Annotated in this window: 14 protein-coding genes and 1 pseudogene; 6 read left to right on the top strand and 9 right to left on the bottom strand. The window is 67.2% G+C overall.

The features are described from left to right. Window positions 1-251 precede the first annotated feature (251 nt). The 6 genes and pseudogenes from AN936_RS24585 to AN936_RS03600 all read right to left on the bottom strand — a co-directional run. Window positions 252-542, bottom strand: coding sequence for a hypothetical protein (locus tag AN936_RS24585; protein ID WP_149037583.1), 291 nt, complete (start codon window positions 540-542; stop codon window positions 252-254). Between the two features lie 135 nt (window positions 543-677). Beyond that, window positions 678-2,366, bottom strand: coding sequence for a M56 family metallopeptidase (locus AN936_RS03620; protein WP_054586942.1), 1,689 nt, complete (start codon window positions 2,364-2,366; stop codon window positions 678-680). Next, window positions 2,363-2,731, bottom strand: coding sequence for a BlaI/MecI/CopY family transcriptional regulator (locus AN936_RS03615; protein ID WP_054586941.1), 369 nt, complete (start codon window positions 2,729-2,731; stop codon window positions 2,363-2,365). The genes AN936_RS03620 and AN936_RS03615 overlap by 4 nt, the downstream gene beginning before the upstream one ends. A gap of 362 nt (window positions 2,732-3,093) precedes the next feature. After that, the gene (locus AN936_RS03610; RefSeq protein WP_054586940.1) at window positions 3,094-4,419 is read right to left on the bottom strand and encodes a L,D-transpeptidase family protein; all 1,326 of its coding nucleotides are present in this window, start codon (window positions 4,417-4,419) and stop codon (window positions 3,094-3,096) included. Further along, window positions 4,419-4,673, bottom strand: a complete 255-nt coding sequence (locus AN936_RS03605) for a hypothetical protein (RefSeq protein WP_054586939.1) — start codon at window positions 4,671-4,673, stop codon at window positions 4,419-4,421. Before AN936_RS03605 ends, AN936_RS03610 begins: the two co-directional genes overlap by 1 nt. Before the next feature lie 157 nt (window positions 4,674-4,830). Continuing rightward, a pseudogene (locus AN936_RS03600) lies at window positions 4,831-5,157 on the bottom strand (RrF2 family transcriptional regulator); the annotation flags it as partial. Between AN936_RS03600 and AN936_RS24990 the strand changes: the two are divergent. Beyond that, a complete protein-coding gene (locus AN936_RS24990) occupies window positions 5,132-5,275 on the top strand; it encodes a hypothetical protein (protein ID WP_158500038.1) in 144 nt (47 codons plus the stop codon). The pseudogene AN936_RS03600 and the gene AN936_RS24990 overlap by 26 nt on opposite strands. Before the next feature lie 215 nt (window positions 5,276-5,490). On the opposite strand, the gene grxD is transcribed toward AN936_RS24990, so the two are convergent. The 3 genes from grxD to AN936_RS03585 are packed head-to-tail and all read right to left on the bottom strand — an operon-like array spanning window position 5,491 to window position 6,439. After that, window positions 5,491-5,823, bottom strand: coding sequence for a Grx4 family monothiol glutaredoxin (gene grxD, locus AN936_RS03595; protein ID WP_054586938.1), 333 nt, complete (start codon window positions 5,821-5,823; stop codon window positions 5,491-5,493). A 51-nt stretch (window positions 5,824-5,874) separates the two neighbouring features. Further along, window positions 5,875-6,108, bottom strand: coding sequence for a BolA/IbaG family iron-sulfur metabolism protein (locus AN936_RS03590; protein ID WP_054586937.1), 234 nt, complete (start codon window positions 6,106-6,108; stop codon window positions 5,875-5,877). A gap of 4 nt (window positions 6,109-6,112) precedes the next feature. Continuing rightward, the gene (locus AN936_RS03585) at window positions 6,113-6,439 is read right to left on the bottom strand and encodes a DUF1476 domain-containing protein (RefSeq protein WP_054586936.1); all 327 of its coding nucleotides are present in this window, start codon (window positions 6,437-6,439) and stop codon (window positions 6,113-6,115) included. A gap of 211 nt (window positions 6,440-6,650) precedes the next feature. Here AN936_RS03585 and AN936_RS03580 point away from each other — a divergent pair, with 211 nt between their 5' ends. From AN936_RS03580 to AN936_RS03560, 5 genes are all read left to right on the top strand, one after another. After that, window positions 6,651-9,752, top strand: a complete 3,102-nt coding sequence (locus tag AN936_RS03580) for a CHAT domain-containing protein (RefSeq protein ID WP_054586935.1) — start codon at window positions 6,651-6,653, stop codon at window positions 9,750-9,752. Between the two features lie 4 nt (window positions 9,753-9,756). Beyond that, window positions 9,757-11,841: an adenylate/guanylate cyclase domain-containing protein gene (locus tag AN936_RS03575; RefSeq protein ID WP_054586934.1), complete on the top strand. Its 2,085-nt coding sequence runs from the start codon at window positions 9,757-9,759 to the stop codon at window positions 11,839-11,841. Next, window positions 11,828-12,586, top strand: a complete 759-nt coding sequence (locus tag AN936_RS03570) for a hypothetical protein (protein WP_054586933.1) — start codon at window positions 11,828-11,830, stop codon at window positions 12,584-12,586. The genes AN936_RS03575 and AN936_RS03570 overlap by 14 nt, the downstream gene beginning before the upstream one ends. A gap of 174 nt (window positions 12,587-12,760) precedes the next feature. Next, a complete protein-coding gene (locus AN936_RS03565) occupies window positions 12,761-14,575 on the top strand; it encodes a ShlB/FhaC/HecB family hemolysin secretion/activation protein (protein WP_054590085.1) in 1,815 nt (604 codons plus the stop codon). Window positions 14,576-14,603: 28 nt separating this feature from the next. Then, a complete protein-coding gene (locus tag AN936_RS03560; protein ID WP_054586932.1) occupies window positions 14,604-24,713 on the top strand; it encodes a hypothetical protein in 10,110 nt (3,369 codons plus the stop codon). Window positions 24,714-24,759 lie beyond the last annotated feature (46 nt).

Below are 24,759 nucleotides of genomic sequence, written 5' to 3'. Positions count from 1 at the left end.
TTTTGTTCGAGCGTATCGTGGATGTTTGTAAGCCTGCGTACGGGATGCTGCACCTCTTTACAGAATTAGAATTGTCTCGTTCTGAGGGAAAGGATCGCTTCGAACGCTTCGACGGACCGCTTGTAGGGGAAGGTTCGTTTACTAGTTGGAAGACTTCTGAGGGCCATTGGAGAAGCCCCGACAAGTGGCAATTGGCTGAACGCCGATACTATCGATTTTTGCCGCAGCTTTCGTGGGCTAACTATTTTGGATCAGAGTTCGACGGCGAGGTTGATGCCATGCGCCGCAAAACCGGTGCAGGCGGCATCCAAGGAAATGAGGATGGGCGCTTTCTGCGGATCACCGATGCAATTTCCGATGTTATCGACCGCCAGGAATTTTTCGACACCAAGCGAGAGAAACTTAAGTCGTGTTTTGCTGACGGATTTTTCCGGTGGTAATTCAAGCTGAGAACTGCGTACCCGTGAATGCTTTATCCGCTGTCGAACATTAAGGCGCCGACGAATGTCGGCCTTGCCAAATTTGTTTGCAAAAGCGGCCATTCAGCTCCCCACGCCAAAACGCACACACACGCCGGCAAGGCGGCACGGGAGAAGCGAGTGGACGCGCCACTCCCTTCCCCCGCCCCTGCCGCCGACCTCACCGGGGACGAAGGTCGGCGTCGAAACTCCGGAAATTCAGTCGCCCGATTTTTCCGTTTCGGCGATCGCCTTGTCCAGATCGGCCGCCACCTTGGCGCGCATCGTGTCGGACATCGCTCCGTCGCTTTGACGAAGATTGTCGCGCGCCTTCTTGAGCGCCGAAAGCCGCGCGGCCTTGCCGCCGGGCCCGTCGGAGCAGGCGATCATCACGAAACGGCTGCGCCTGCCGCCGTCGCTTTCCTCGCGGTCGACCGCCGGCGGGGCGCTGCCGTCGCCGCAGCGGGCGATCGCCATCGCCTGCCCGCGCACCGGTGCCCAGCCGGCAGCGGGCATCGGCGGCATGGGTGGCATCGGGGGGAGCGGCGCCAGTGCGGTGCGGAAGCGCGCCTTGCGCTTCGCCTCCAGCTTGTCGGCGATCGCTTCGGCGCGGGTGCCGGTGATGCCCTGTTCCTTCAGCGTCGCGACGATATCGCTGCGCGACAGGCCGCCCGGCATCGCGAATTCCAGATGACGGACGCCCGTCGCGCCCCTGTCGCCGGTGCCGCCGCTGTCGTCGTCGCTGTCGCGGATCGTGATGCGCCGTACCTCCCGCTTCGAACCATCGTCGGACGTCCAGACCTGTTCGGTCACGCCGTCCTTACCCGAGGTGACGAGCATCACCCCGTGCGGCGCATCGGGCGCCGCCGGGGCCTCGGGCGGCAACGGCGCGTCGGGCGGCAGCGGAGCTGCGGGCGGTGGCGGCGGGGCCGGGGGTTCGGGCATGTCCGCGGACTGCACGCTCGCGCTCGCGATCCCGGCGGGGACGAGCGTCGCCGTCGTCGCAAGGACGCCGAGCGCCACGCCGCCGACGAGCAGCCGTCCCGCGAGACCGCGCCGTTTCGAGATATCCTGTCGCATCAACATCGTCAGCCTCTCCTGCAGATTGTCGTGCACCGCCATCGGCGCGGCCAGCGACAGCCGCGCGCCCACCGCCGCCTTGGCAATCGCCGTGGCATAGCGGGCGGTGCGTATGTCGCGCGGCGCCGTGTCGGCCATCGTCAGCACCCGCGCATCGCACGCCGCTTCCTGATCGAAGCGGAAAGCGCGGAGCGCGCGCCAGGCGAAGGGATTGAACCATTGCGCCGCGAGCAGCACCAGCGCAGCCGCATTCGCCCACAGGTCGCCGTGACGGTGGTGCGTCAGTTCATGGTCGATCGCGAGCGCGCGTTCCTCGGCGGCGTAGCGTGCGAAGAAATCGCGCGGGACCGCGACATAACGTCGGAGCAGGCCGAAAGCGACCGGGCCGTCGACCGCCTCGCTCATGACCAGCCGGACCTTGCCGACCGCTTCGAGTTCGACCCCGCCGCGCAGCACAGCAGCCCGAAAATGGTGGTGCGCCAGCAACGCGCTGGCCAGCACCGCGGCCGCCCCCGCCGCCCACAGGGCAAACAGCAGCGGTACGGCATCGGCCATCGACCAGGCTGGTGCATCGGCCGCCGAAACGACCGTCGTCACCGGCGCAACCGTAACGAGCATCGCGGCATCGACCGGCACCGTCACGACGGGATCCGCGAACGGCAGCGGCGGCAGGATCAGGCGCAGCGCCGGAACCAGCCACAGCGCATAGGTCAGCCGCGGACCGAAATGGCGCGCGAAGGATTTGCGGACGACCAGCACCGCCAGCACGAGGATAGCGGTGGCGAGCATCGTGTCGCCCCATGCCTGTATCAGCACCGCGGCGCTCATGACTTGAGCTTCCGGAGCAGCGCCTCAATTTCGGCGATATCGGTGTCGGTCAGCGCCTCGCGCTCGGCGAGATGCGCGATCATTGGGCTGACGCGCCCCCCGAATAGCCGGTCGACGAAGCGCTGCGATTCCTCGCCCACCGCGTCGGCGCGTTTGACCGCGGGGCGATACAGATAACGCCGGCCGTCGGCCTCGGCGGTAACCGCGCCCTTCTGGACCAGCCGCGCGAGCAGCGTCTTGACCGTCGCCTGCGTCCAGCCATTGGCCTTGCCGATACGCGTGGTGAGTTCGGCGGCCGTCTGCGGGTTATCGTCCCACAGCGCCGACAGCACCTGCATTTCCGATTCGCTTGCCCGTTCCGCCATATCGAAAACCCCTCCGTCCGGCGTCGCCTCGCAACGCGACTACAAATGTAGTCAATGGCCTGAACGGTGGATGAATGACAGCGCGATCGGAGGTGTCGGAATATTTGACAAGCCGGAGCGACGGTAAGCTTTTGCTAACCAGCGTCTCCTGCCGAAATCCGTGTCCGCGCGAAAATGGCACGGCAATTGTATGGTATGAAATGTTCCCGAGTGTTCCGCTCAAGCGAGCGGCGGGGGACATCGGTCTGGTCCCTGATGTCCCTTGCCCTCACCGGGAAATCCCCACTTACCCCCGAAGCAGACGGGGGGCGGAGCGGCCGAAAGGCCCCGCCCCCCGGAAGCTCTTTCAGCGACCCGAAGTTCTATCCGTCGCGGCCGTAAACGTCGTTGCGGAAGGCGACGCCGCGTTCGGTGGCAACGGCGGTGATATAGGTAAGATAGACCGGCACCTGCACCGGCAACGCCACGGCCTGCTCGGGCGCCTTCGACTTCGTGCGGATCGACCGCTGCATCAGCCACTGGCCAAGCTCGGCGGCATTTTCCAGCCGGATGCAACCGTTGCTGAAATGGCGGTCGGGTTTCGCGAGCAGGTCGCGCGCCGGCGTGTCGTGCAGGTAAATGCCTTCCTTGTTCGGGAACAGGAATTTCACCTTGCCCATCGAATTGGCCCCGCCCGGCAATTCGCGCAGCCGCAGCACCTGCGACCCCGATGCCACCGCGTGCCAGTCGATTTCGGATTGGGACAGCTTGCGCGGATTGGGGCCCCAATCCGACAGCGCCTCCATCCGCAGCGAAGCGAGGCTGCGGCCCGCAAGAACCTTCGGCGCGATGCTTTTTTCGGCGAGATAGTCGGGGACGTTCCAATAGGGATTGAGGATCGCCCATTGCAGCTTGCCGGCGAGCATCGGCGTCTGCGTCTCGGGCGCGCCGACGACGACCTTCATCGTCCCCGCGCGCTTGCCGTCGCCATAATACCAGAGCTGTCCCGAAGAGGCATCGACGACGACATGGTGGACCCACGGCCCCGGCAGGACGCGCGCGCGGTCGAGGTTCAGGCGCAGACGCGCCATCTCGGCCTTCGATGCCCCCTGTTTCTGCGCATGGCCGACGAGGCGGCGGAGGCGGACATAATGTTCGCTCATCCAGCCCATGTCGTCGACATAGGCGGCGAAGGACTTGGGAAAGGCAGCGGCCCGCAACACCGTCAGCGTGTCGGGGCGTTTGGGTTTCAGCGCCTTGTCGGCATAGGTCATCTTCGCCCTGCCAGCGCCGCGCTGGTCGCGGACATAGCGCGCGAAAGCATCGGAAAGTGCGAGTTCGGCATCGGCAAGTGCCTGCGGATTGCCGGTTCTTGCGCGCGCGACCAGCGCGCGCAGCTCATCGACGTCGTAGGAGGAGGGTTTGAGGCCGTCGAGGTCGGCCGAGTCGAGATAGGCGATCAGCGTTGCCGCCTGCGGCCCCACCCCGCCCGGCCCGACCCACAGCGGCTTGAAGCCACGCTCGGCGTAAAAGCGCCGAAGATCGCCGCCGGCTTCCGCACGCATCGCATCGAGGACGGCGGCCGGAACCGGCGCTGCGCGCGCGGCCTTGGGCGCGGCGATCGCAGGCGGTTGAAATCCGGCACCGAGGGCCAGCGCGATGAGGAACAGGGGAACGCGGCGGCGCCGCGTTCCCCGGCCATGCGGCATCAGCCGCGTTCTCCGAGACGGGTCGGGGCGGGCGGCGGCGGGGGCGGCATCATCGGCGCATTCGGATGATAGATGCCGTCGGCGGTGTAATAGCCGTCTATAATCCCGTCGCCGTCACGGTCGGCGGCGACGCTGCCGGGAACGGCGCCAAGCGGCGGAGGCGGCGCAGCAGCGACCTCCTCCTTCTGCGAACAGGCCCCGAGCGCCATCGCTGCGGCGGCGGTCACGGTCAGGACAAGAGGTTTGAAACGCATAGAGACCACTCCTTTTTTGGGCGCGCGGAATGGCGTCCGGGCGCTAGAACTCAACCCGGAGAAAGGTGCCTATGTTGCGCCGAGGCGTTATCGGGCGCGGTCAAAGGTGCTTTTTGAACGATAGTTCGTGCAACCTTGCTGCTTGTCCCAGTGGACTTCAATCGGCGACAGCGCTGCCTTCGATGCCGAACAGCGCCGCAAATGCCTGCCGTTTTCGCAGCAGGTCGGCGAGACTATAGCCGTCGAGCACCCGCATGAAGGCCGCGAGCGCTTCGGCGAGCGCGCCCGTCAGGCCGCAGGCCGGCGCGATGATGCAGCTTCCGCAATCGACGAGATCGAAGCCTTCCTCGGTATGGCGAACGACCGCCCCGACATTGATTTCGGCTGCCGGCCGCGCAAGGCGAAGGCCGCCGAACCGGCCGCGCACGCTTTCCAGATAGCCGGCGTTCACCAGGTCGTTGACGACCTTCATCAAATGGTTCTGGGGCGAAGCGGTCGCGACCGACGAGGTGCTCGCGGCCTGGGGCGAAGCCTATTGGATGCTCGCCGACATTCTGATCGCCGCCGAGGCACAGGCGTATGAGGATGCAGAAGCAGCCTGATGGCTTTCGGCCGGAAGCGGACGGCTCATTCTTTCTTGTTTCGTCATCCCCGCGAAAGCGGGGACCCAAGGCGTGCGTAGGCTTACCCCACACTGGGTTCCCGCTTTCGCGGGAATGACAAAGGTTTGGAACCTCCGCTCCCCACCCCAAAGCAGACATACAAAAAGCCCGCCGGCGCGTGCGCCAGCGGGCCTCGATGTCTGCCGGTCGGCCGATTATTCGGCGCGCGCCGGGATATCCTGGACCAACGTGTGGAGTTCGCCAGCTTCCCACATCTCCATCATGATGTCGGAGCCGCCGACGAATTCGCCCTTCACATAAAGCTGCGGGATCGTCGGCCAGTCGGAAAACTCCTTGATCCCCTGCCGGATTTCCATGTCCTGCAGCACGTCGACGCTGTCATATTCGACGCCGAGGCGGTCGAGCATCGCGATCGCGCGCGAGGAAAAACCGCATTGCGGGAAGAGCGGCGTGCCCTTCATGAACAGCAGGACGGGATGATCGGCGACCAGCTTGGCGATGCGGTCGTGGGTCGTGGGGTCGGTCATGTCGTGTCTCCGGTCCGGCGCGCGAAACTGCGCCGCAAAAATCCATGCCCCCTATGAAGGAACGGCGGTCGTCAATTGCAAGGCATGAAGTTCGCCGCCCATCCGCCCGCCGAGCGCGGCATAGACCGCCTTGTGCTGGGCGACGCGGGACATGCCGCGAAACGATTCGCTGACGACATGCGCGGCATAATGATCGTTGTCGCCGGCGAGATCGCGGATCGTCACCTCGGCATCGGGGAAGGCGGCCGCGATCATTGCCCGCAGATCATCTTCGCGCATGCCCATGATATCAGCCCTGGCTGTCCATGAACTGGCGCCGTGCCTCGGCGGTCTTGTCGTTGAGAACGCTGCGAATCTCGGCATCGCTGATCTCGACATTCGCTGCGGTCAGGTCGCCCGCGAGCTTGCGAATGACGTCCTCGTCGCCGGCTTCCTCGAAATCGGCCTGCACCACCGCCTTGGCATAGGCGTCGGTTTCCTCGGGGGTCAGCCCCATCCGCTCGGCCGCCCATTCGCCGACGAGCCGGTTGCGACGCGCGGTAATGCGGAACTGCACTTCCTGGTCGCGGGCGAATTTCGTTTCGAAAGCCCGTTCACGATCGTCGAATGCGCTCATCTCGTCCTCTTCGCAAAAATCTGCCGGTCCATTGCAGATAGGTTGCCCGCCCCGGCGAAGCAAGCTGCCTGTGCCGCAGATCACTTCCCTTTTTAATGCGAAGGGTTTAGGGTCCGCCGCACACGGGAATGGGTCGCACCGCAACGTTGATACACTGGGTCTTGCCGTAATCATCGGCGGGTGCCCAAGCTTGTGTTTGGGGGATTGCGTAATGATGGCTCGACGCCCGGCTCTTCTGGCGTATTTTCTGGCGCCGCTGGCAATGCTGGCGGCGGCCGCACCTGGTACCGCACGGGCCCAGGCCGGCGATCCCACGCTTCGCGACAGTTTTTCGATCGGTGATCAGGGCGGCTCGCTGTGCGAAGTGCAGTCGACGGTGCGCGACAGCGTGATCAAGGGCATGTTCGACCGCGCGTGGATGATCGTCTGCCGCGATGCGAGCCAGCCGGTCGGCTATGTCCGCATGCTGCGTTCGACCCCGGGCGAAGCGCTGGCACGGATCGAGGCGGGCCGCGCGGGGACGATCGTCTGCGCCGCCGGCGGCGCCTGCACGGTCAAGGACAGCGACGTCGCATGGGCGACGCGCATCGAAGCCGACGGCAACACCAGCTACAGCGTCGAGGGATTCGCCGCCTATGGCGACGCGCTGAACCTTGCGCTCCAATCGGTGCGCGAACGCCGGGTCGTGCCGGGGGTGATCAAGGTGGCGACGACCTCGGTCGGCGGCAACGACGGCTTCGCCCGCACGCTCGCCGGCACGATCGACGTCGACCGGGCGCTGGCCGAGGGCTATCGCCGCAACCACAGCGGCGACTATGCCGAGGCGGCTGAATTTTTCGAGGCGCTGTCGCGCCGCGCAATCGAGGAACAGGCGGCCGCCGACCTCGATCCCACCGAATTCACGCTCAACCGCGCGCTCCAGAAATCGAATCTCGGCGAATTTGCCGAGGCCGAACGCCTGTTCGGCGAGGTCAAGGCGATCCCGACCAGCGACGCCGTGCAGCTTCGCCTGCGCCGCAATTTCCGCGCGATCCACGCGCTGAACCAGCGCGATTACGATGGCGCCGCAGCGCTGCTGCAGGCGCCGATCCCGCCGCTCGCCAACGCGGTGAGCGTCAACGGCGATGCGGTCACGCTGACGCCCGAGATCGTCGCCGGGGTCAACAGCGGCGCGAACGCTCGCGCCATCCGCCAGACCTCCGACCGCGAACGGCTGACGTCTGCCGAACGCGCGCAGATCATCGACGCACAGGCGGTCCACCTGCTCGGCACCGTCGAACGGCTGCGCGGCAATCCGGCGGCGGCGAAGGCGGCGCAGATCAAGGGGCTCGCCGATGCGATTGCCGTCCGCGAAGGACGCGTCACCTCGATCGTCCGCCTGCGGTCGCAGATGCTCGGCGAACTCGCGCTCGCCGAAGAGGCGGAGGGCGATATCGCCGGCGCCGATGCGCGCTTCCTCGAATCGATCAACGCGCTGGCGGTCGAATATCCCGAAACCAACGCGCTCGCCTCGGCGCGCGCGCGCTATGCCGCCTTCCTGACCCGCCACGGACAGGACGACAAGGCGCTGGGCATTTACCGTGAGGTCGTCGCGGCGCTTGCGGGATCGCAGCGCTCGACCACTGGCATGGCGAATATGATGGCGCCCTATTACCGGCTGCTCTCGGCGCGCAGCGCGACCGATCCGGCGGCGATCGGCGATTTCTTCGTCGCCAGCCAGTTGCAGGTGCGCCCCGGCGTCGCCGACACGCAAGCGGTGCTCGCCCGCGAACTGTCGGCGGGCAGCAGCGAGGGATCGCGGCTGTTCCGCCAGGCGACGACGCTGAACCGCGACATCGAACGCGCCCGGATCGAAGACGCGCGGCTGGCGCAAATGCCGGTCACCCCCGAAATCAACGCGCTGCGCGCTGACCTCAAGACCCAGCTCGACAATCTCGGCTTCCAGCAGGCCGAGACGGTCGTCGCCCTCTCCGCCTTCCCGCAATATCGCGTCGTCGCGCCGGGCAAGCTCGACCTTCCCGAACTGCAGCAGGTGCTGCGCCCCGACGAGGCCTATCTCAAGATGCTCGTCGTCGGCGACGCGGTCTATGCGATGCTGATCGAACAGGGCGGCGCGCAGCTCTGGCGATCGGACATCGGCGCGGGCGACCTGGAGACCGCTGTCGACACGATCCGCGCGTCGATTTCGGTGGTCGAGAACGGCCGCCGCGTCACCTATCCGTTCGACGCCGCCGCGGCGCGCAAGCTGTACATCGGCTTATTCGGCCCCGCCGCGGAGCGCCTGCCGGCCATCGCCCACCTTATCTTCGAACCCGACGGCGCAATGCTGCGCCTGCCGATCAACCTGCTCGTAACCGCCGACACCGGGCTGGCCGATTACGAACGGCGGCTCGCCGATCCCGAGGCCGATGCCTTCGACATGCGCCAGATCGCGTGGCTCGGCCGCTCGACGCGCCCGAGCACCGCCGTCTCGGCGCTCGCCTTTCGCAACGCGCGCCAGTCGGCGCCATCGGCGGCGGCGAACCAATATTTCGGGCTCGGCCAGAACCTGCCCGTCGCGGGGACGCTGCCTTCGCTGGGCTCGCGCGGCGCCGCGGGTGGCACCGATGCCGATTGCCAATGGGACATCGCGCAGTGGAGCCGGCCGATCTCGGCCGACGAACTCGTCACGGCGCGCAGCGCGATGGGCCGCGATTCCGCAACATTGCTGACCGGCGGTGCCTTTACCGATACGGCGGTCAAGGCGCGCGCCGACCTCGCCGATTACCGGATCATCCACTTCGCGACGCACGGCCTCGTGACCGCGCCGCGCGCCGCCTGCCCGGCGCGGCCCGCGCTGGTTACCTCGTTCGGTGACAGCAGTTCGGACGGGCTTTTGACCTTCCAGGAAATCTACGACCTCAAGATCGATGCCGACCTCGTCATCCTGTCGGCCTGCGACACGGCGGGCGCCGCCTCAGTCAGCGCGACGCGCGAGGCGGGCGTCGCGAGCGGCGGCGGCAACGCGCTCGACGGACTGGTGCGCAGCTTCATCGGCGCCGGTGGCCGCTCGGTCATCGCGAGCCACTGGCCCGCGCCCGACGATTTCGACGCGACCAAGCGGCTGATCGGCGGCCTGTTCGGGACCCAGCGCGGGACCAGCGTCGCCGACGCGATGTGGGCGACACAAGCGCGGCTGATGAACGAGAAACAGACCTCGCATCCCTATTATTGGGCCGGTTTCGCGATCATCGGCGACGGCGGCCAGCCGCTGCTCCACGATACGGTGAACACGGCACAGAGCGGAGAGGCAGCCGGCCGGGCGGCCCGCTGAGACGATGGCGACGACCGTGACCGCACCCGCGTCCGAAATCGCGGCGCCGGCCGACCGGCCGGCCGCGGTGCCGCTGCGCAAGCGCGTCCGCCAGCTCGTGCGACAACTCGGCCCGTGGCGGATGGTCGTGCTCGGCCTGTTCCTGCTCGCGGCGGTGCTGATCGCGCGGTCGAGCTGGCAGATGCCGCTGATCAACGCCGCCGAACGCGCGCTTTACGACGCGCGTGCGACCGCGATGGCGCCGCATGTCGGACAGGACAAGCGCATCGTCATGATCACCTATAATGACGAGACATTGTTCAACACGGGCATCCGTTCGCCGCTCGACCGGACCTTGCTCGCCAACGCGCTCGGCAATCTCGACCAGATGGGCGCAAAGGCGATCGGCATCGACATATTGTTCGATTCGCCGCGCCCCGACGACGACCTGTTGAAAACGCAGCTCCGTGCGATGAAAACGCCGACCTGGCTCGCCTATGTCGAGCAGGAGAGCAATCCGAACACCATCTTCTATGAACAGCAGAAGTTCCTCGAAGCGTGGCATGCCGATGTACGGACGGCGAAGACACGGCCGACGAGCGTCCTGTTCCGCACCGATGACGACAGCGTGATCCGAAAGTGGCCCGACCGGCCGAAGAAGCTGCCGCCGCTGATGGCCAATGCGCTCGCGCCGGTCGACGCGGCGCATGCGAACTATCAGGGCAATATTCGCTACCTGCTTCCCGCCCGCGCTGCCGAAGGTCAGGAAGAACCGGTGTTCGCGAACATCCCGATCGATGCCTTCGCGGTGCCGATGGATGCCGAAACGCGGGCCGGTTTCGCCGATCTGGTCAAGGACCGCTATGTCCTGATCGGCGGCGACATCATCGATACCGATCAGTTCAACACCCCGCTCAGCCGCTTCATCAATCCGCTGACCGGCCAGCACGAAACGATGATCGGGCTGGAGGTGCACGCCCTGATGCTCGCGCAGCAGCTCGACGGAGCGTGGGCGACGCCGCTGTCGTCGCCGATGCTGTGGGCGCTCGCCATCCTCGTCGTCGCCGCCGGCGGGCTGACCAGCCTGATCGACATGCGGCCGCGCTGGGTCATCTTCGCCTTCCTCGCGCAGATGGCCTTTTTCATCGTCGCGCCCTTCTGGCTGCAACGGCAGGGGTTCGACACCACCACCCTCCCCGCGTTCGGCTGGGCGCTCGGCTGGTTGCTCGGCTATGCTTCGGTCGGCACGGCGGCGCGCACCGTCGGATCGCGCCAGCGCGCCTTTGCACAGTCGGCGCTCGGCAAATATCTGCCCGCCGACGTCGCGGCGCAGATCATGCGCGACCCCGACCAATTATCTCTGCACGGCGAGCGGCGCAACATCTTCTGCGTCTTCACCGACCTCGAAGGCTTCACCAAATTGAGCCATGCGACGACGCCGGAGACCGTGGCGCGCTTGCTCAACGCGTATCTCGACCGCTTGTCGGACATCGTGCTCGACCATGGCGGGACGATCGACAAGTTCGTCGGCGACGCGATCGTCGCCTTCTGGGGCGCACCGCTCAGCCGCCCCGACGACGGGACGCGCGCTGCGGCAGCGGCGCTGGCGATGTACGAGGCGGGCGAGAAGTTCCGCGTCGATCTCGCCGAAGGCGTGCCGCCACTGGGAATGACGCGCGTCGGCCTTCACGTCGGCGACGCGATCGTCGGCAATTTCGGCGGCGAAGGACGCATCCAGTACACCGCGCTCGGCGACAGCATGAACACCGCCTCGCGGCTCGAGGCCGCGAACAAGAGCCTGAAGACGGGGGTGCTGATTTCGGCCGAAGCCGCCGCACGGTCCGGCCGCGACGATCTGGTGCCGATGGGGCGGGTGACGCTGCGCGGCCGCGCCCAGCCGGTCGATACCTTCACCCCGCGCCCCGACCTGTCGCCCGAACGCCGCGCCCGCATCGCCGCGCTTGTCGCTGCGCACGCCGCGGGCGATAAGGACGCTTATGTGACCTGCGCCACAGCATTGGCGAAAGAAGAGGATCAGGATGCATCCGTCCTGTTCCTGATCGAACGCCTGAACAAGACCGAAAAAGGAGAAAGCTATGTCCTTTCCTGACCTGCCGATGCGCCGCCTGGGGATGGCCGCCGCCGCGATCATGGCGGTCGCGGTTGCCGGCACCGCTGCCGCCCAGTCGATGGTCGTGCGCTCGACCGGTCCGTCGGCCAGCAAATATCCGACCGGGACGAAATTGAAGTCGACCGACAAGGTGACGCTCGTCAACGGCGACAGGGTCGTGCTGATGCAGGCTGGGAAGACCCGCACCCTGTCGGGTCCGGGGACCTTCGGCGCGACCGGCACCGTTCAGGTCAGCCAGTCGATGGGCACGACGGTGACGCGGATGATCGCCAAGAGCCCGACGATGCGCTCGCGCGGCGGGGCGACACGGGGCGACAATCCGGTCGTGACTGATATCCGCGCGCCCAACCTCTGGTATCTCGACTATCGCGAAGGCGGCACTTTCTGCGTCGCCGATCCCGCGACCCTGCTGCTCTGGCGCCCGACCATGGATACCGAAGAGCTGCTGACCATCGAGCAGGCGGGCAAGATCGAAAAGGTCGCGCTCGTCAACGGCGCCAATTTCCGCAAATGGCCGACCGACGTCATGCCCGTCCAATATGGCGTGGAATATCGCCTGTCGGGCGCGGGTCTGCCGACGCCGGTGCGAGTGCGCTTTGCGCAGATGGACAGCGTTCCCGACACCGTCGAGGGATCGGTCGACATGCTGGTCGCCAAGGGTTGTTCGTCGCAGCTCAACCGGCTCGTCGACGCGATGTCCGAAGGCGATACGGCGGGAGGTTGAGCATTCGGCCCATTGAACGGACGGGGGGCATCTGATAACAGCCGAATCAGCCGCCGGGTTGAGCGGTAAGTCCTTTCCTTGGGTCGATAATTTCGCGTTGGCGCATCGTCGGCAGCGCTTTGGAATTGGCACGTCGCGAGCGATCGCGCGGGCAATCGTACGCAAGGGGTGATGATGGGGTATCTGGGGGATCAGGGGAAAGCCGGTTGCCGGCGGTTAAGAGCCGTTCTGACCGGCTCGGCGGCACTGGCGGCCGCCGTTGTTCCCGGCGCAGCGCAGGCGCAGGCGCAGGCGACGCCGCAAATCCCGACGCGCGAGGAAATCCAGCAGCCGGTGCTGCCCCCCGCCGTGCCTCCCGGCGAACAGATCGTCTCCGCCGACGACAGTATCGAGCGCGCGCCCTGCCCGCTCGCCAATCCCGAATTTTCGAACGTCCGCATCACGCTTCGCAGCGTGCAATTCTCGTCCGTCGACGGGATCGACCCGGCGATGCTCGACGCAAGCTGGTCCGACCGCGTCGGCCAGGAGCTGCCGGTGTCGGTGGTGTGCGATATTCGTGATCGCGCCGCGACCATGCTGCGCAGCCGCGGCTATCTTGCGGCAGTCCGCGTGCCGCCCCAGACGATCGACGACGGCGTCGTCCGCCTCGACATTCTCGCCGCACGCATGACGCGCATCGAGGTCCGCGGCGATGCCGGCGCCAACGAGGGGCTGCTCCAGCGTTACCTGTCGCGGCTCGACGATCAGCCGGTGTTCAACATCGTCGATGCCGAACGCTATCTGCTGCTCGCGCGCGACATTCCCGGAATGGACGCCCGACTGACGCTGCGCCCGGGCAGCGCGCCCGGCGAGGTCGTCGGCGAGGTCACGGTGGCGCGGACGCCGGTGATGTTCGACGCCAATATCCAGAATTTCGGATCGCACGACGTCGGCCGCTGGGGGGGTGTCGCGCGCGTCCGTTTTGCCGGGCTGACCGGCCTGGGCGACCTGACCACCGCGAGCTTTTATGTCAGCGGCGATCCCAAGGAACAGAAGGTCTTGCAGCTGGCGCACGAATTTCGTGTCGGCGGCGACGGGCTGCGCTTCGGCGCCAACTATACGTATGCCTGGACCCGTCCCGACATCGCCGGCTTGCCGATCAAGTCGAACACCCAGATCGTCAGCCTCTTCGCCGCCTATCCTCTGATCCTGACGCAGGCGCGGCGCCTGACCTTGGCCGGCGGCATCGACATCATCGACCAGGACATCGGGCTCGGCCCCGTGCCGATCAACCGCGACCGGCTGCGCGTCCTCAACCTGCGCGCCGACGCCGGCTGGATCGACGCGGCATCGATCGCCGGCCGCAACGGATACAGCCCCGCCGAGCCGCGGTTTTCCTTCGCCACGTCGGTCGAAGCGCGGCAGGGACTGAACGCGCTCGGCGCGAGCAAGGATTGCGGCCCGACCGGTGCCGCCTGTTTCCTGCCCGGCCGCGTGCCGCTGACCCGTATCGAGGGCAAGCCCGACGCTTTCCTCGTCCGCGCCAACGCCAACGCCGAATGGCGGCCGACAAAATTGTTCACGCTGGCCGCGGCGCCGCGCGCGCAATGGGCAAGCGATCCGCTCCTCTCCTATGAGGAATTTTCGGGCGGCAATTTCACCGTCGGACGCGGCTTCGACCCCGGCACGATCATCGGCGACAGCGGCGTCGGGATCGCGCTCGAGGCGCGCTACGGCTCGTTCGTTCCCGCTAATACCAAAAGCTTCGCATTCCAGCCCTTCGCCTTTTTCGACGCCGGCTGGGTATGGAACAAGGATCGCGCCTTCGCGGGCCTCAATCCGCAGAAACTCTATTCGGCCGGCGGCGGCCTGCGGGTCGCCTATGGCGCTCTTGCGCGCGTCGACGTGACCCTCGCGGTGCCGCTCAACCGGGCCGGCTTCCTGACCGAACGGCCCGACCCGCGCTTGCTGGTTTCGCTGACGACCCAATTCGGCGTGCGGGCGCGCTGACGTGAATTTTACATCGAGGATGACTGCCATGCGTGCCATCTCCACCCCGTCGCCGGTCCGCCATGGCAGAAAGCGCCTGCTCGAAAGCTGCGCCATCGCCGCCAGCCTGATCGCGCTTGCCCATGGCGGGCCAAGCGCTGCGCAGGTCGCGGGGTCGGGGACGGTCATCACGCTGCCGTCCGGCGCGACGAACGGCACCGGTGCAAACCCGTCGACGGTCAATGTCGCCGGCGATCAAACGATCATCAACTGGACACCATCGAACACGCCGGTCGATGGCGTGATCGATTTCCTGCCGTCGGGGAACACGCTGAACTTCGTCGGCGATGCCGCGGGATATACCGTCCTCAACCGTTTCATTTCGGGGTCGGGCGCCGCGATCAGTGATCAGATTGCGCTCAACGGCGCAGTGAACAGCTATGTCGGGTCGACCTCGGGACCACGCGGCGGCAATATCTGGTTCTATAACGCCGGCGGCATATTGATCGGCAATGGGGCCGCAATCAACGTCGGCAGCCTGCTGCTGACCGCGAACGAAATCGACACGACGGGCGGCCTGTTCGGGCCGGGCGGGGAAATCCGATTCCGCGGCGTCGCGAGCACATCGACGGTCGAGATCGCGCCGACCGCAACGATCAACGCCCTTACCCCCGGCAATCCGGGCGGCAGCTATGTCGCGCTGGTCGCGCCGCGCATCGTCCAGCGCGGCCGGGTGCGCACCGACGGATCGACCGCTTATGTCGCGGCCGAACAGGCCGACATCAGCATCAACAACGGCCTGTTCGACATCAACGTCACCGTCGGCGCCGCCGATGGCGACGTCATCACCCACAGCGGCGTGACGACGGGCCCGGCGCACCAGCAGGGCGATACCGACCAGAACCGCATCTATATGGTCGCGATTCCGAAGAACGACGCGGTAACGATGCTGGTGTCGGGCCAGATCGGTTACGAAGACGCGCTCTCGGCGCAGGTCGATCCCGACGGCGCGGTGCGTTTGTCGGCGGGTTATAATATCGTCGACGGCGAATTCGCGGCGGCGCCCGTCGCGACCGGCACGGCCGATATCACCGTCAACGACACGCTCTTCCTCAGCGACGTCGTCGCGCATGCCAGCGGCGCCTTTACCGGCCGGCCATTGAGCGAAATCCTGCCGCCGATCCTCGACACGCCCGACTTCGCGCATGTCGGCCGCATCTCGGTACAGGGCAACGCGACCTTCATCGGCGACGCGAGCACGACGATTACCGTCGATGCGAATCGCTCCGTTAACGCCACCGGCGACCTGATCATCCAGACCGGAGCGGCCGGCGGCGTGCCCGGAACGGTGAACGTCAACGTCGACGGCGGCCAGATCTCCGCGAGCAATCTGTCGATCCTCGCTGATGGCGCGGTCGATGCGGCAACCGGCGACAGTCGTGGCGGCACCGCAGCGCTGATCGTTTCCAATGGCGGCTCGGCGAGCGCGGTCGGCACCGTCACCGTCTCGGCGAACGGCATTGCCGGACGCGATACGGCCGGCATCGGCGGTGACGGAACGGGCGGCACCGCCACGATCACCGTGACCGGATCCAATCTGTCGACCGGCGTCGCCAGCCGGGTTGTCGGCAACAACATCGTCGCAGCGGCCGACGGCGTGGGCGGCGGACTCGAGGACGGCGGCTCGGGCATCTTCACCGCCTCTGACCAGGGCGGCAACGGCACCGGCGGTGCGGCAACGATCAGCGTTCAGGACGGCGCCTCGCTGACCGCAACCGACGGTTCGGCAACCGCCAGCGCCAGTGGCTCGGGGCAGGTCGGCAATATCCAGTCGGGCGATGGCACGGGCGGCACGGCGCGGATCGAGGTCGCAGGCGCCGCCAGCGTCTTCGACACGCTGACGACGACGATCGATGCTTTCGGCGCCGGCGGCGGCGGAATATCCGACATCGTGATCGGGACAATCCCGTCGCAGGGCGGCGGCTCCGGCCAGGGCGGATCGGCGACCCTCAGCATCGCCGGCGATGCAACGACCGCGATCAACCCCGGCGCCACCAGCCTGAACGTCAGCGGCAGCGGCGGCGGCGCGGTCGGCGCCGAAAATGTCGCCGGCGGCAATGCCGTCGGCGGCATTGCGACGATCGAGGCCAGCGGGCTCGTCGCAGTCACCTTTCCCTCGCTCACCGTGACCGCGGACGGAGTGAGTGGCGGCGCCTCGTCGCCGAGTTTGCTGACCGGGCAGAGCGGCAACGCCACTGGCGGAACGATCAACGTCACCGCCGACAATGGCGCAACGCTGAACGTCGACACGGACCTGCAGCTCCTCGCGGCGGGAATAGTCGCGTTCAGCGAAAATCTTGGTAGCGGTCTCGGCGGCAACGTGACGGTTTCCGCCGAGGATGCCGGTACGATCGACGTTGCCGGCGCCATCGGAATCGATGTTTCGGGCGGCGGCTTCGGCACCAGTATTTCCGAAAGCGGCGGCAGCGGCACCGGCGGCACGGTCAATCTGCTCGCGGCGCGCAGCGGCGTCCTGACGGCGTCGCGATATGACGTGTTGGCGAGCGGGCTGACCGCGAATGTCCGGGGCACTGGTGGTCCCGCGCAGGGCGGCTTCGTCAATATCGAGGCAACCGCCGGCGGCAGCATTGCGGCGACCGACGTCAGCCTCGGTACGATCATCGACGCCAGCGCGCTGAGCGGGATCAGCGCCGACGGCTCGATCGCCGGCGGCGGAACGATCCAGATCACCGCCGGGGGCGGCAGCATCGATTTCAATGCGACGACGATCCTCCAGGCGAGCGGCGTGTCGGGCGGCGCGACGAACCCCGGCAGCAGCACGACCGGCAATGGCGGCTTCATCCAGATCCAGGTCCTCGACGACCCTACGGGCCCCAGTTCGATCGCCTTCGACACCTTGCAGGGAGGTGCCGACGGGCTGACCGCCGTCGATGTCGAATCCGCGCCCGGCTTCGAGCAAAGCGCGGGCGACGGTCAGGGCGGGACCATGGCGATCTCGGTCGCGGGCGGCACCTTTACCGCAAACGCGATCAACGTCACCGCCGACGGCTATGGCGGCGACGTCGGCACGGGAAGCGGTACGGGCCGCGGCGGCACGGCAAGCTATAGGCAGACGGGCGGCACCGCGGCCGTTGGCGGCATGGCGATCAGCGCGAATGGGTTCGGCGGCTCCGCGCCCGACGTTTCCGGGCAAGGGCTGGGCGGCAACGCGACGATCGACCTGCTCGGCGGGACGTTGACCGGCGGCGATGTGGTCGCGTCGGCCGTCGGCCTCGGAGGGGCCGGCGCCATGGGCAATAATTTCGATCCCGCCGCGACCGTGCCGAGCGGCAGCGGCGGCGAAGGACAGGGCGGCACCGCAACGATCACGATCGATGGCGCAACCGTCGATGTCGGCACCCTGGCCGCTTCCGCGACCGGGGTTGGCGGAACGGGCGGCATCTTTGCGTCGGTATCGTTCGGCGATCCGCCCGGCAACGGCGGCGACGGCGGCACCGGGCTCGGCGGCACGGCGACGATCGACATTGTCGCGGGTACGGTCACGTCCGGCAGCATTGTTGCCGACGCCGCTGGCATCGGCGGCGAAGGAGGCAATGTCTTTGCATCGAGCAGCTCGGGCGTACCGGTCGGCACCGGCGTCGGCGGTAACGGCGGCGAAGGCCGCGGCGGCGTGGCGACGATCGATTTTTCCGTTCTTCCCACGGTAGCCGGTGAAATCGCCAGCGGCGCGGTGGGGATCGGCGGTAACGGCGGTGGCGGTTTCAGCGGCGGCAATGGCGGTCTCGGCACCGGCGGCCTCGCACAGGCGATCGTGACCGGTTTCGATGCGGGAGCGCTGGCGGTCGCCGTCGATTCGAGCGCGTTCGGCGGCACGGGCGCCGACGGCAGCAATGGCGAAGGCGGCCGCGGCGGCGACGCCCGCGGCGGCACGGCGCGCGTCGAAGCGACAGGAGCCGGCGCCAGCGCCACGGTTGGCCAGGTAAATTTTGTCACCGACGGCGTCGGCGGCAACGGCGGCAGCGGATCGATTCCGTTTGGCGCGACTCCGGCTGTGGCGCCGCGCGGCGGCGACGGCGGCACCGGCGAGGGCGGCGCCCTGGAAGTTGTCTCCAGCGGCGGCGCGACCGTTTTACTCGGCCCCGATACCAGCGGCACCGTCGCGCTCGGCAGCCGCGGCACCGGTGGCAATGCCGGCAACGGATCGGCAGCCGCCTTCCCCGATGGATCGCAGGGCGGCGACGGCGGCAATGGCGGCGGCGCGATCGGCGGCACCGTGCATCTGCTTGCGAACGGGGGTACGATCACCTCCAATGGCGTCGCGGTGGATATTACCGTCGATGGGACAGCTGGCATCAGCGGCAGTGGCGGTGCGGGCACCGGCACCGGGGCGGGTGGCGCGGGCGGCAGCAGCAACGGCACCACCGGCGGCCGGGTCAGTTTCGAAGCCTTCAGCAATCCGGGCGAAGTAGGGCAGATCGCCCTGGGCGCCACGACGATCGCCGCGAATGGCGACAGCGCCGGACGCATCGAGATGCGCGCCGAGGGCAATATCGCGATGACGAGCCTCTCGGCCGAAGCGCTGGGCCTCGCCCCGCCGACCAACCTCGACACCGACACCGCCAGCACCGGCATCTTCATGAGCGTTTACGGCGACGCCGGCGCAATCACGACCACCGGTGCGATGTCGCTGACCACCGACAGCTCGCTTGGCGTCTATGCGCAGGCGGCGGGAACGCTCGTCGCGGGCGGCGACCTGACGATCCAGGCGGCGGACGAAGTCGATATCCGCCACGATTTCCGCACCGGCACCGCGCCGACCATTGCCGCCGGCGGCGCAATGTCGATCAACGCCGCGGTCAGCATCCGCGCCCAGACGGACAGCTTGCTCAGCGCCGGCACGTCGCTTCTGCTCAACGCTTATGCTTCCAACGGCGGGATCAATGTCGATGGAATCGAAGCGGGAACGTCAACGCTCATCCTCTCGCAGAATGTCGCGCGCGTCGGTTCGTCGACCAGCGGCGACGACCTGACCGTCAATTCCTTCCTCATCGATGTCGGCAGTGCCAACGCCGGCGACGATATCAGCATCATCGGCAACAATTTGACGCTCGGGACGCTGACCACGGATGGCAGCGGCCTCGACTCCGAACTGGACGGATCGAACATCTATCTCGGCAGCACGGCGGCGACGACGGTCGTACATGCCGAAGCCAACAATGATTTCACCGCCGTCGTCGGCAATTTCCAGACCGGGCTCAACTCGATCATCACCGGCGGCGACATCATCGTCAACTCGCCGGGCGCCGTCGACCTTGGCAATTCGACCGCCGGCGGTTTCGTCTCGGTAAACGGCCAGTCGATCGCCTTCAATGCGATCGACGCCGGATCGACGGTCTTCCTGACGGCAACGGGCACCGTGCCCGGCGCCGCCGGTATCAGCGGGGTCTCGATCGATGCCGGCGACAATATTAGCCTGAATGCCACGCAGATCGGAATCACCGGCACGGTGACCAGCGGCGCGTCGATCGTCGCGAACGGCAGCGCCGGTTCGGTCGCGATCGGCACGGCCAATGCCGCCGATACGGTCTTCATCGAAGCAACCAGTGACATCAACGGCGCCTACAACGGCTTCCGGGGCGTATCGCTGAACGCGGGCGGCGATGTCGCCGGTTCGGCCAGCGCAACCGGTTTCGAAAGCTCGAGCAGCGGCACCCCGATCGCGGCCAGCGTGTTCGTCGATGCCGGCGGCGACGTCACCCTGACGTCGGGCAATGCCGCCGGGATGTATGGCGTCAATGCCGGCGGCAGCGCGACGCTGACCGGCGTCAGCGCCGGCGAGGATTTGCTCGTCCGGGCCGGCACCACCGCGAACCTGACCAACCTGGCCGCCGGCGACGACCTGACGGTGCAGGCCCCCGGAACGATCACCGCAGCCGGCCTGCTGACCACCGGCACCGGCCCCGACAACCAGTCGATCGATTACAGCACCGGCTTCGACATTATCACCGCGTCCCCCGACGGGTCGAACATCGTTCTGACCTCGACCGGCGGCAACGTCGCGGCGAACAGCGCGAACGCCTTCGACAACCTGACCGTCAGTGCGGCGGGCACGCTGTCCTCGACGGGATTGCTGCAATCGGGGCTCGTTACCAGCCTGACGGGCAGCCTTGTCAATCTGACCGCGGTGACCGCGGGCACCGACATCGGCGTCAATTCGTCAGGTGCCGTATCGGCGACCGGCGCGCTTGCCGCCGGGCACGACGTGACGGTCGTTGCCGCGACCAACGTCAATATCGCCGAGCTTGATGCCGGCGACGACGTTAGTGTAGATGCGGGCAGCACCGCCCGGATCGGTGCAGCATACAGCTATGGCACCGGGCTCGACAACGAAGGCAATGGCAGCAACATCGGCGTCACCGCCGGCGGCGCGCTGACCTTTACCGGCGTCGCCCAGTCGGCAGGCAATGTCACGCTGCAAGGCCCGTCGGTTTCGACCGCGGCGATCGATGCCGCCGGCGACGTGGGCATCACCGCCACGGCGGGCGATATCGTGGCAAATGGCGATGTTTCCGGCTTCCGGATCGCCCTCGACGCCGCCGGCGATATCGATCATGCGGCGGGCAGCCGCCTCGACGCGGGCTTCACGCTGCGGCTCGACGCGGGCGGCGATATCGCCACCGGCGCGGCATCGTCGATCGATGACATGGTCTTCACGGCGGGCGGCGCGATCAGCGGCGGCGCGCTGACGTCGAACCGCAACATTCTGCTTTTCGGCGGCGGGCCGCTCACCCTCACGGGCGACGCCGACGCGGGGCTGGCGCTGCGTATCGAGGCGAGTGAAGTCGAACTGGGCGGGATCGCGATCGACGCCGGGGAACTCGGCATCACCGCGACGAGCGGCGGCGTCCATTCGACCGGCGCGCTCAATGTTAACGGCCCGGTCACCGTCGTCGGTGCGGGTGCGGTCGAGATGACCGGCGACATGATCGTGCCGAGCGCGATCAACATTCGCGGTACCTCGGTAACCGTGGGCAACGTCGCCGGCGCCGATTCGATCAGCCTGATCGCGACCGCCGGCGCGGTCAACTCCGCCGGGACGCTGGACGCCGGGCGCAACATCTTCATCTCGACCACCGACGGCGGCAGCTTCAACCGCATGGTCGCGGGCGACGACATCGCCATCAACGGCAGCGGCGACATCGATATCGCCTTCATGAATGCGACCGGCGACAATCCCGATGGCGAAGAGATCGGCAGCAATGTCGGCATCAACCTGACCGCGGGCAACGTCTTCGTCGCGCATGGCGAGGCGGCGGACGATTATGTCGTCAACGCGACCAGTTTCCGCACCGGGCTCAATTCGATCATCACCGGCGGCAATATCGACGTCACGACCGCGGGCGCGTCGGACCTCGGCAATTCGACTGCCAGCGGATCGATAACGGTCAATGCGCAATCGATCGCGTTCAATACGCTCGATGCGGGAGCGACGATCAACCTCACCGCAAACGGCACCGCGGCGGGCGCCGAAGGGATCGACGGCGCGACGGCAATCGCTGGCAGCGATATCAGCATGAATGGCAACAGCATCACGATCACCGATTCGGTGGCCGGCGCGGCCAATTTCTTTGCGACCGCCAGCGGCGGGACGGTTGCGGTCGCCCGCGCCGATGTCAGCGGCACCATCTCGATCTTTGCCAACGGCAACCTGACCGGAACCTACGTCGCCGGGGGCAACATCTTGCTCGATTCGGCCGCCAATATTACCGCATCAGCGAATGCCAACGGCGGCAACCTGTTCGTCGACGCTGCGGGCAATGCGACGCTGACCGACAGCAGTGCGGACCGCATGTTCGGCGTCAATGCCGGACAGGCGGTGTCGGTCACTGCCGGCACAGCGGGCGAAGACCTGCTCGCCATCGCGGGGACGGCCGCAAATCTGTCGGACGTCACCGCGGGCGACGACATCACCGTTCGCGCCAATGGTGCGATCACGGCGCAGGGCGTCCGCACCACCGGGGCCGGCGCCGATACCGGCGCGCTGTTCTATTCGACCACCGGCGGCTTCACGATCGCGTCGGGCGAAGGCACCTCCGCCACCGATGGCGCCGATATCGTCATGGCGTCGGCCAGCGGCGCGATCAACGCGGGCGGGCTGTCGGCGGGCGACGATATCTTGCTCACCGCCGCGACGGCGCTGACACTCGACGGCGCGACCACCTTGGGCCTCGGCGTCACCGGCGGCGACAGCAGTATCCGGACCCAGAGCGCCAGCGCGGTGCTCGGAGACCTCGCTGCGGCGAGCGACGTGGCGGTGAACGCCGCCGGCGCAGTCGCGGTCAACAGTCCCTCAACGGCCGGACGCGATGTCATCATCAACGCCGCCTCGGCCAATATCGCCACCTTGACCAACCCTGCGGGCGATCCGGTCGATACGCTCGCCGGCGGGCGCGACCTGTCGATCCAGACGGCAGGAGCCATCGCCGGCGGTAGCATGCGCGCCGGGCGCGACCTGACGCTATCGTCCGGTTCGACGATCGACGTCGCGCGCGCCGCGACCGGCGCCGGCGGCACATTGTCGCTCGACGCGGCGGCCGGGATCGCCGCGGCCGCGCTGAATGGCGGCGGCGCAACCGGCCTGACGAGCGGCAACGGCGCTATCGTCATCGGCAATCTCGCATCGGCCGGGCCGGTGACCGCAATCGGCGACAGCGTGACAATCGATGGTTCGGGCAATCTGATCTTCAGCCAGCTCCAGACCGATACCGGCGACGCGCGCATCACCACCAGCGGCAATCTTGCCATCACCACCGGAACGGTGGCGGGCGAAGCGCGGCTGTCCGCAGGCGGCAATCTTGCCGTCAGCCAGCTCGACGCCGGCAATGCGATCCTCGCCTCGAACGACACGATGACGCTCGGCAACGTAACCGCCGATGACATCCTGTCGGCGACCGCCCAGTCGCTGCTGACGGCCAACGGGACGGTTACCGGCCGGACGATGTCGCTCGCTTCGGCCGATATCGCCGTCGCCAGCGCCGGCCGCGTCGGCACCGGCACCACCGAAAGCCTCGAGCTCCGCAACATCGACAACCGGGTGCAGACCTTTATCGGCGGCACCGGCACGCAGAACGGCTATCATATCGATGCCGACGAGTTGACGCGCGTCTATGGCGCCGAAATCCGCATCTTCGCGCCTGCGGTCGACCGGTCGGGCGGGCGCTTCATCGGCACCGTGCCGCCCGATGTGGTGATCGACGATTTCACGATGACCGCGGGGTCGGCGACCTCGAACCTCGGTGCGAACGGATCGCTGACGATCGCCACCCCGGGGACGGCGCGCGTCGTCGGCGATGTCGCGCTGACCGGCATGGGCGACAACAACGCCCTCAACATCTTCGCCGACCAGTCGCTCGAAATCATTCTGGGCGAGGCGTCGATCCGCCTTTTGGGGAGCAGCAGCAGCGCGCCCGCCGGGCGGTTAAACCTCGCCTCCGAAGACGTGATCGTCGCGACGCTCGCGGCGATCGACGATGTCGCCGCCGCAAGCAGTACCGATGCGATCGAGGACCGGCTGGCACAGAACGACGGGATCACGAGCGACGAAGGCGCGCTCTTCGCGGGCGGCATCAATGTCGGGGTCAGCGGCGGCTTCTATGTCCAGAACAGCGGCGGCAGCGACTTCGGCGAACGCCGCGGCCTGACCTTCGGCGCACTCGGCCTCAACGTCGATACCGCGGGTCCGGACACGCGGATCGTGATCAACGGCGTCCATCTCGGCCCGTCGGGACAGGTCACCGGGCTCGATACGATCCCGCTGCTGACGATCAACGGCATCGCGAGCGGTCAGGCTCCCACCGACGCCTTTGACCAGCGTTCGCGCTTCAACGGCTGTCTGATCGCCAACACCGGCGCCTGCCTCGCGATACCCGAACCCGAATATCACAACAGCTTCCCGGTGCAGGATGTCATCGAGGAAGAGGTCGACGACGACGGCGACGACGGCATCACCCTGCCGCAATCGCTGATCACGATGCGCGACCTCGATCCGCTGACCGGCGAGCCGTTGCTCGACGATCCGGTGACCGGCGCGGGCAACGACGATCTGTGGACGCCGACGACCGACACGCAGCAGCCCTGAGCCTTTCGGTTGACGGACCGCCTCGGCGCGAGGCATGGGCAACGGC

Source organism: Sphingopyxis macrogoltabida, assembly GCF_001307295.1.
Classification (GTDB): domain Bacteria; phylum Pseudomonadota; class Alphaproteobacteria; order Sphingomonadales; family Sphingomonadaceae; genus Sphingopyxis; species Sphingopyxis macrogoltabida_B.
Note: the sequence above shows the minus strand (reverse complement) of the source record. Positions and strands in the feature narration are given on the sequence as shown.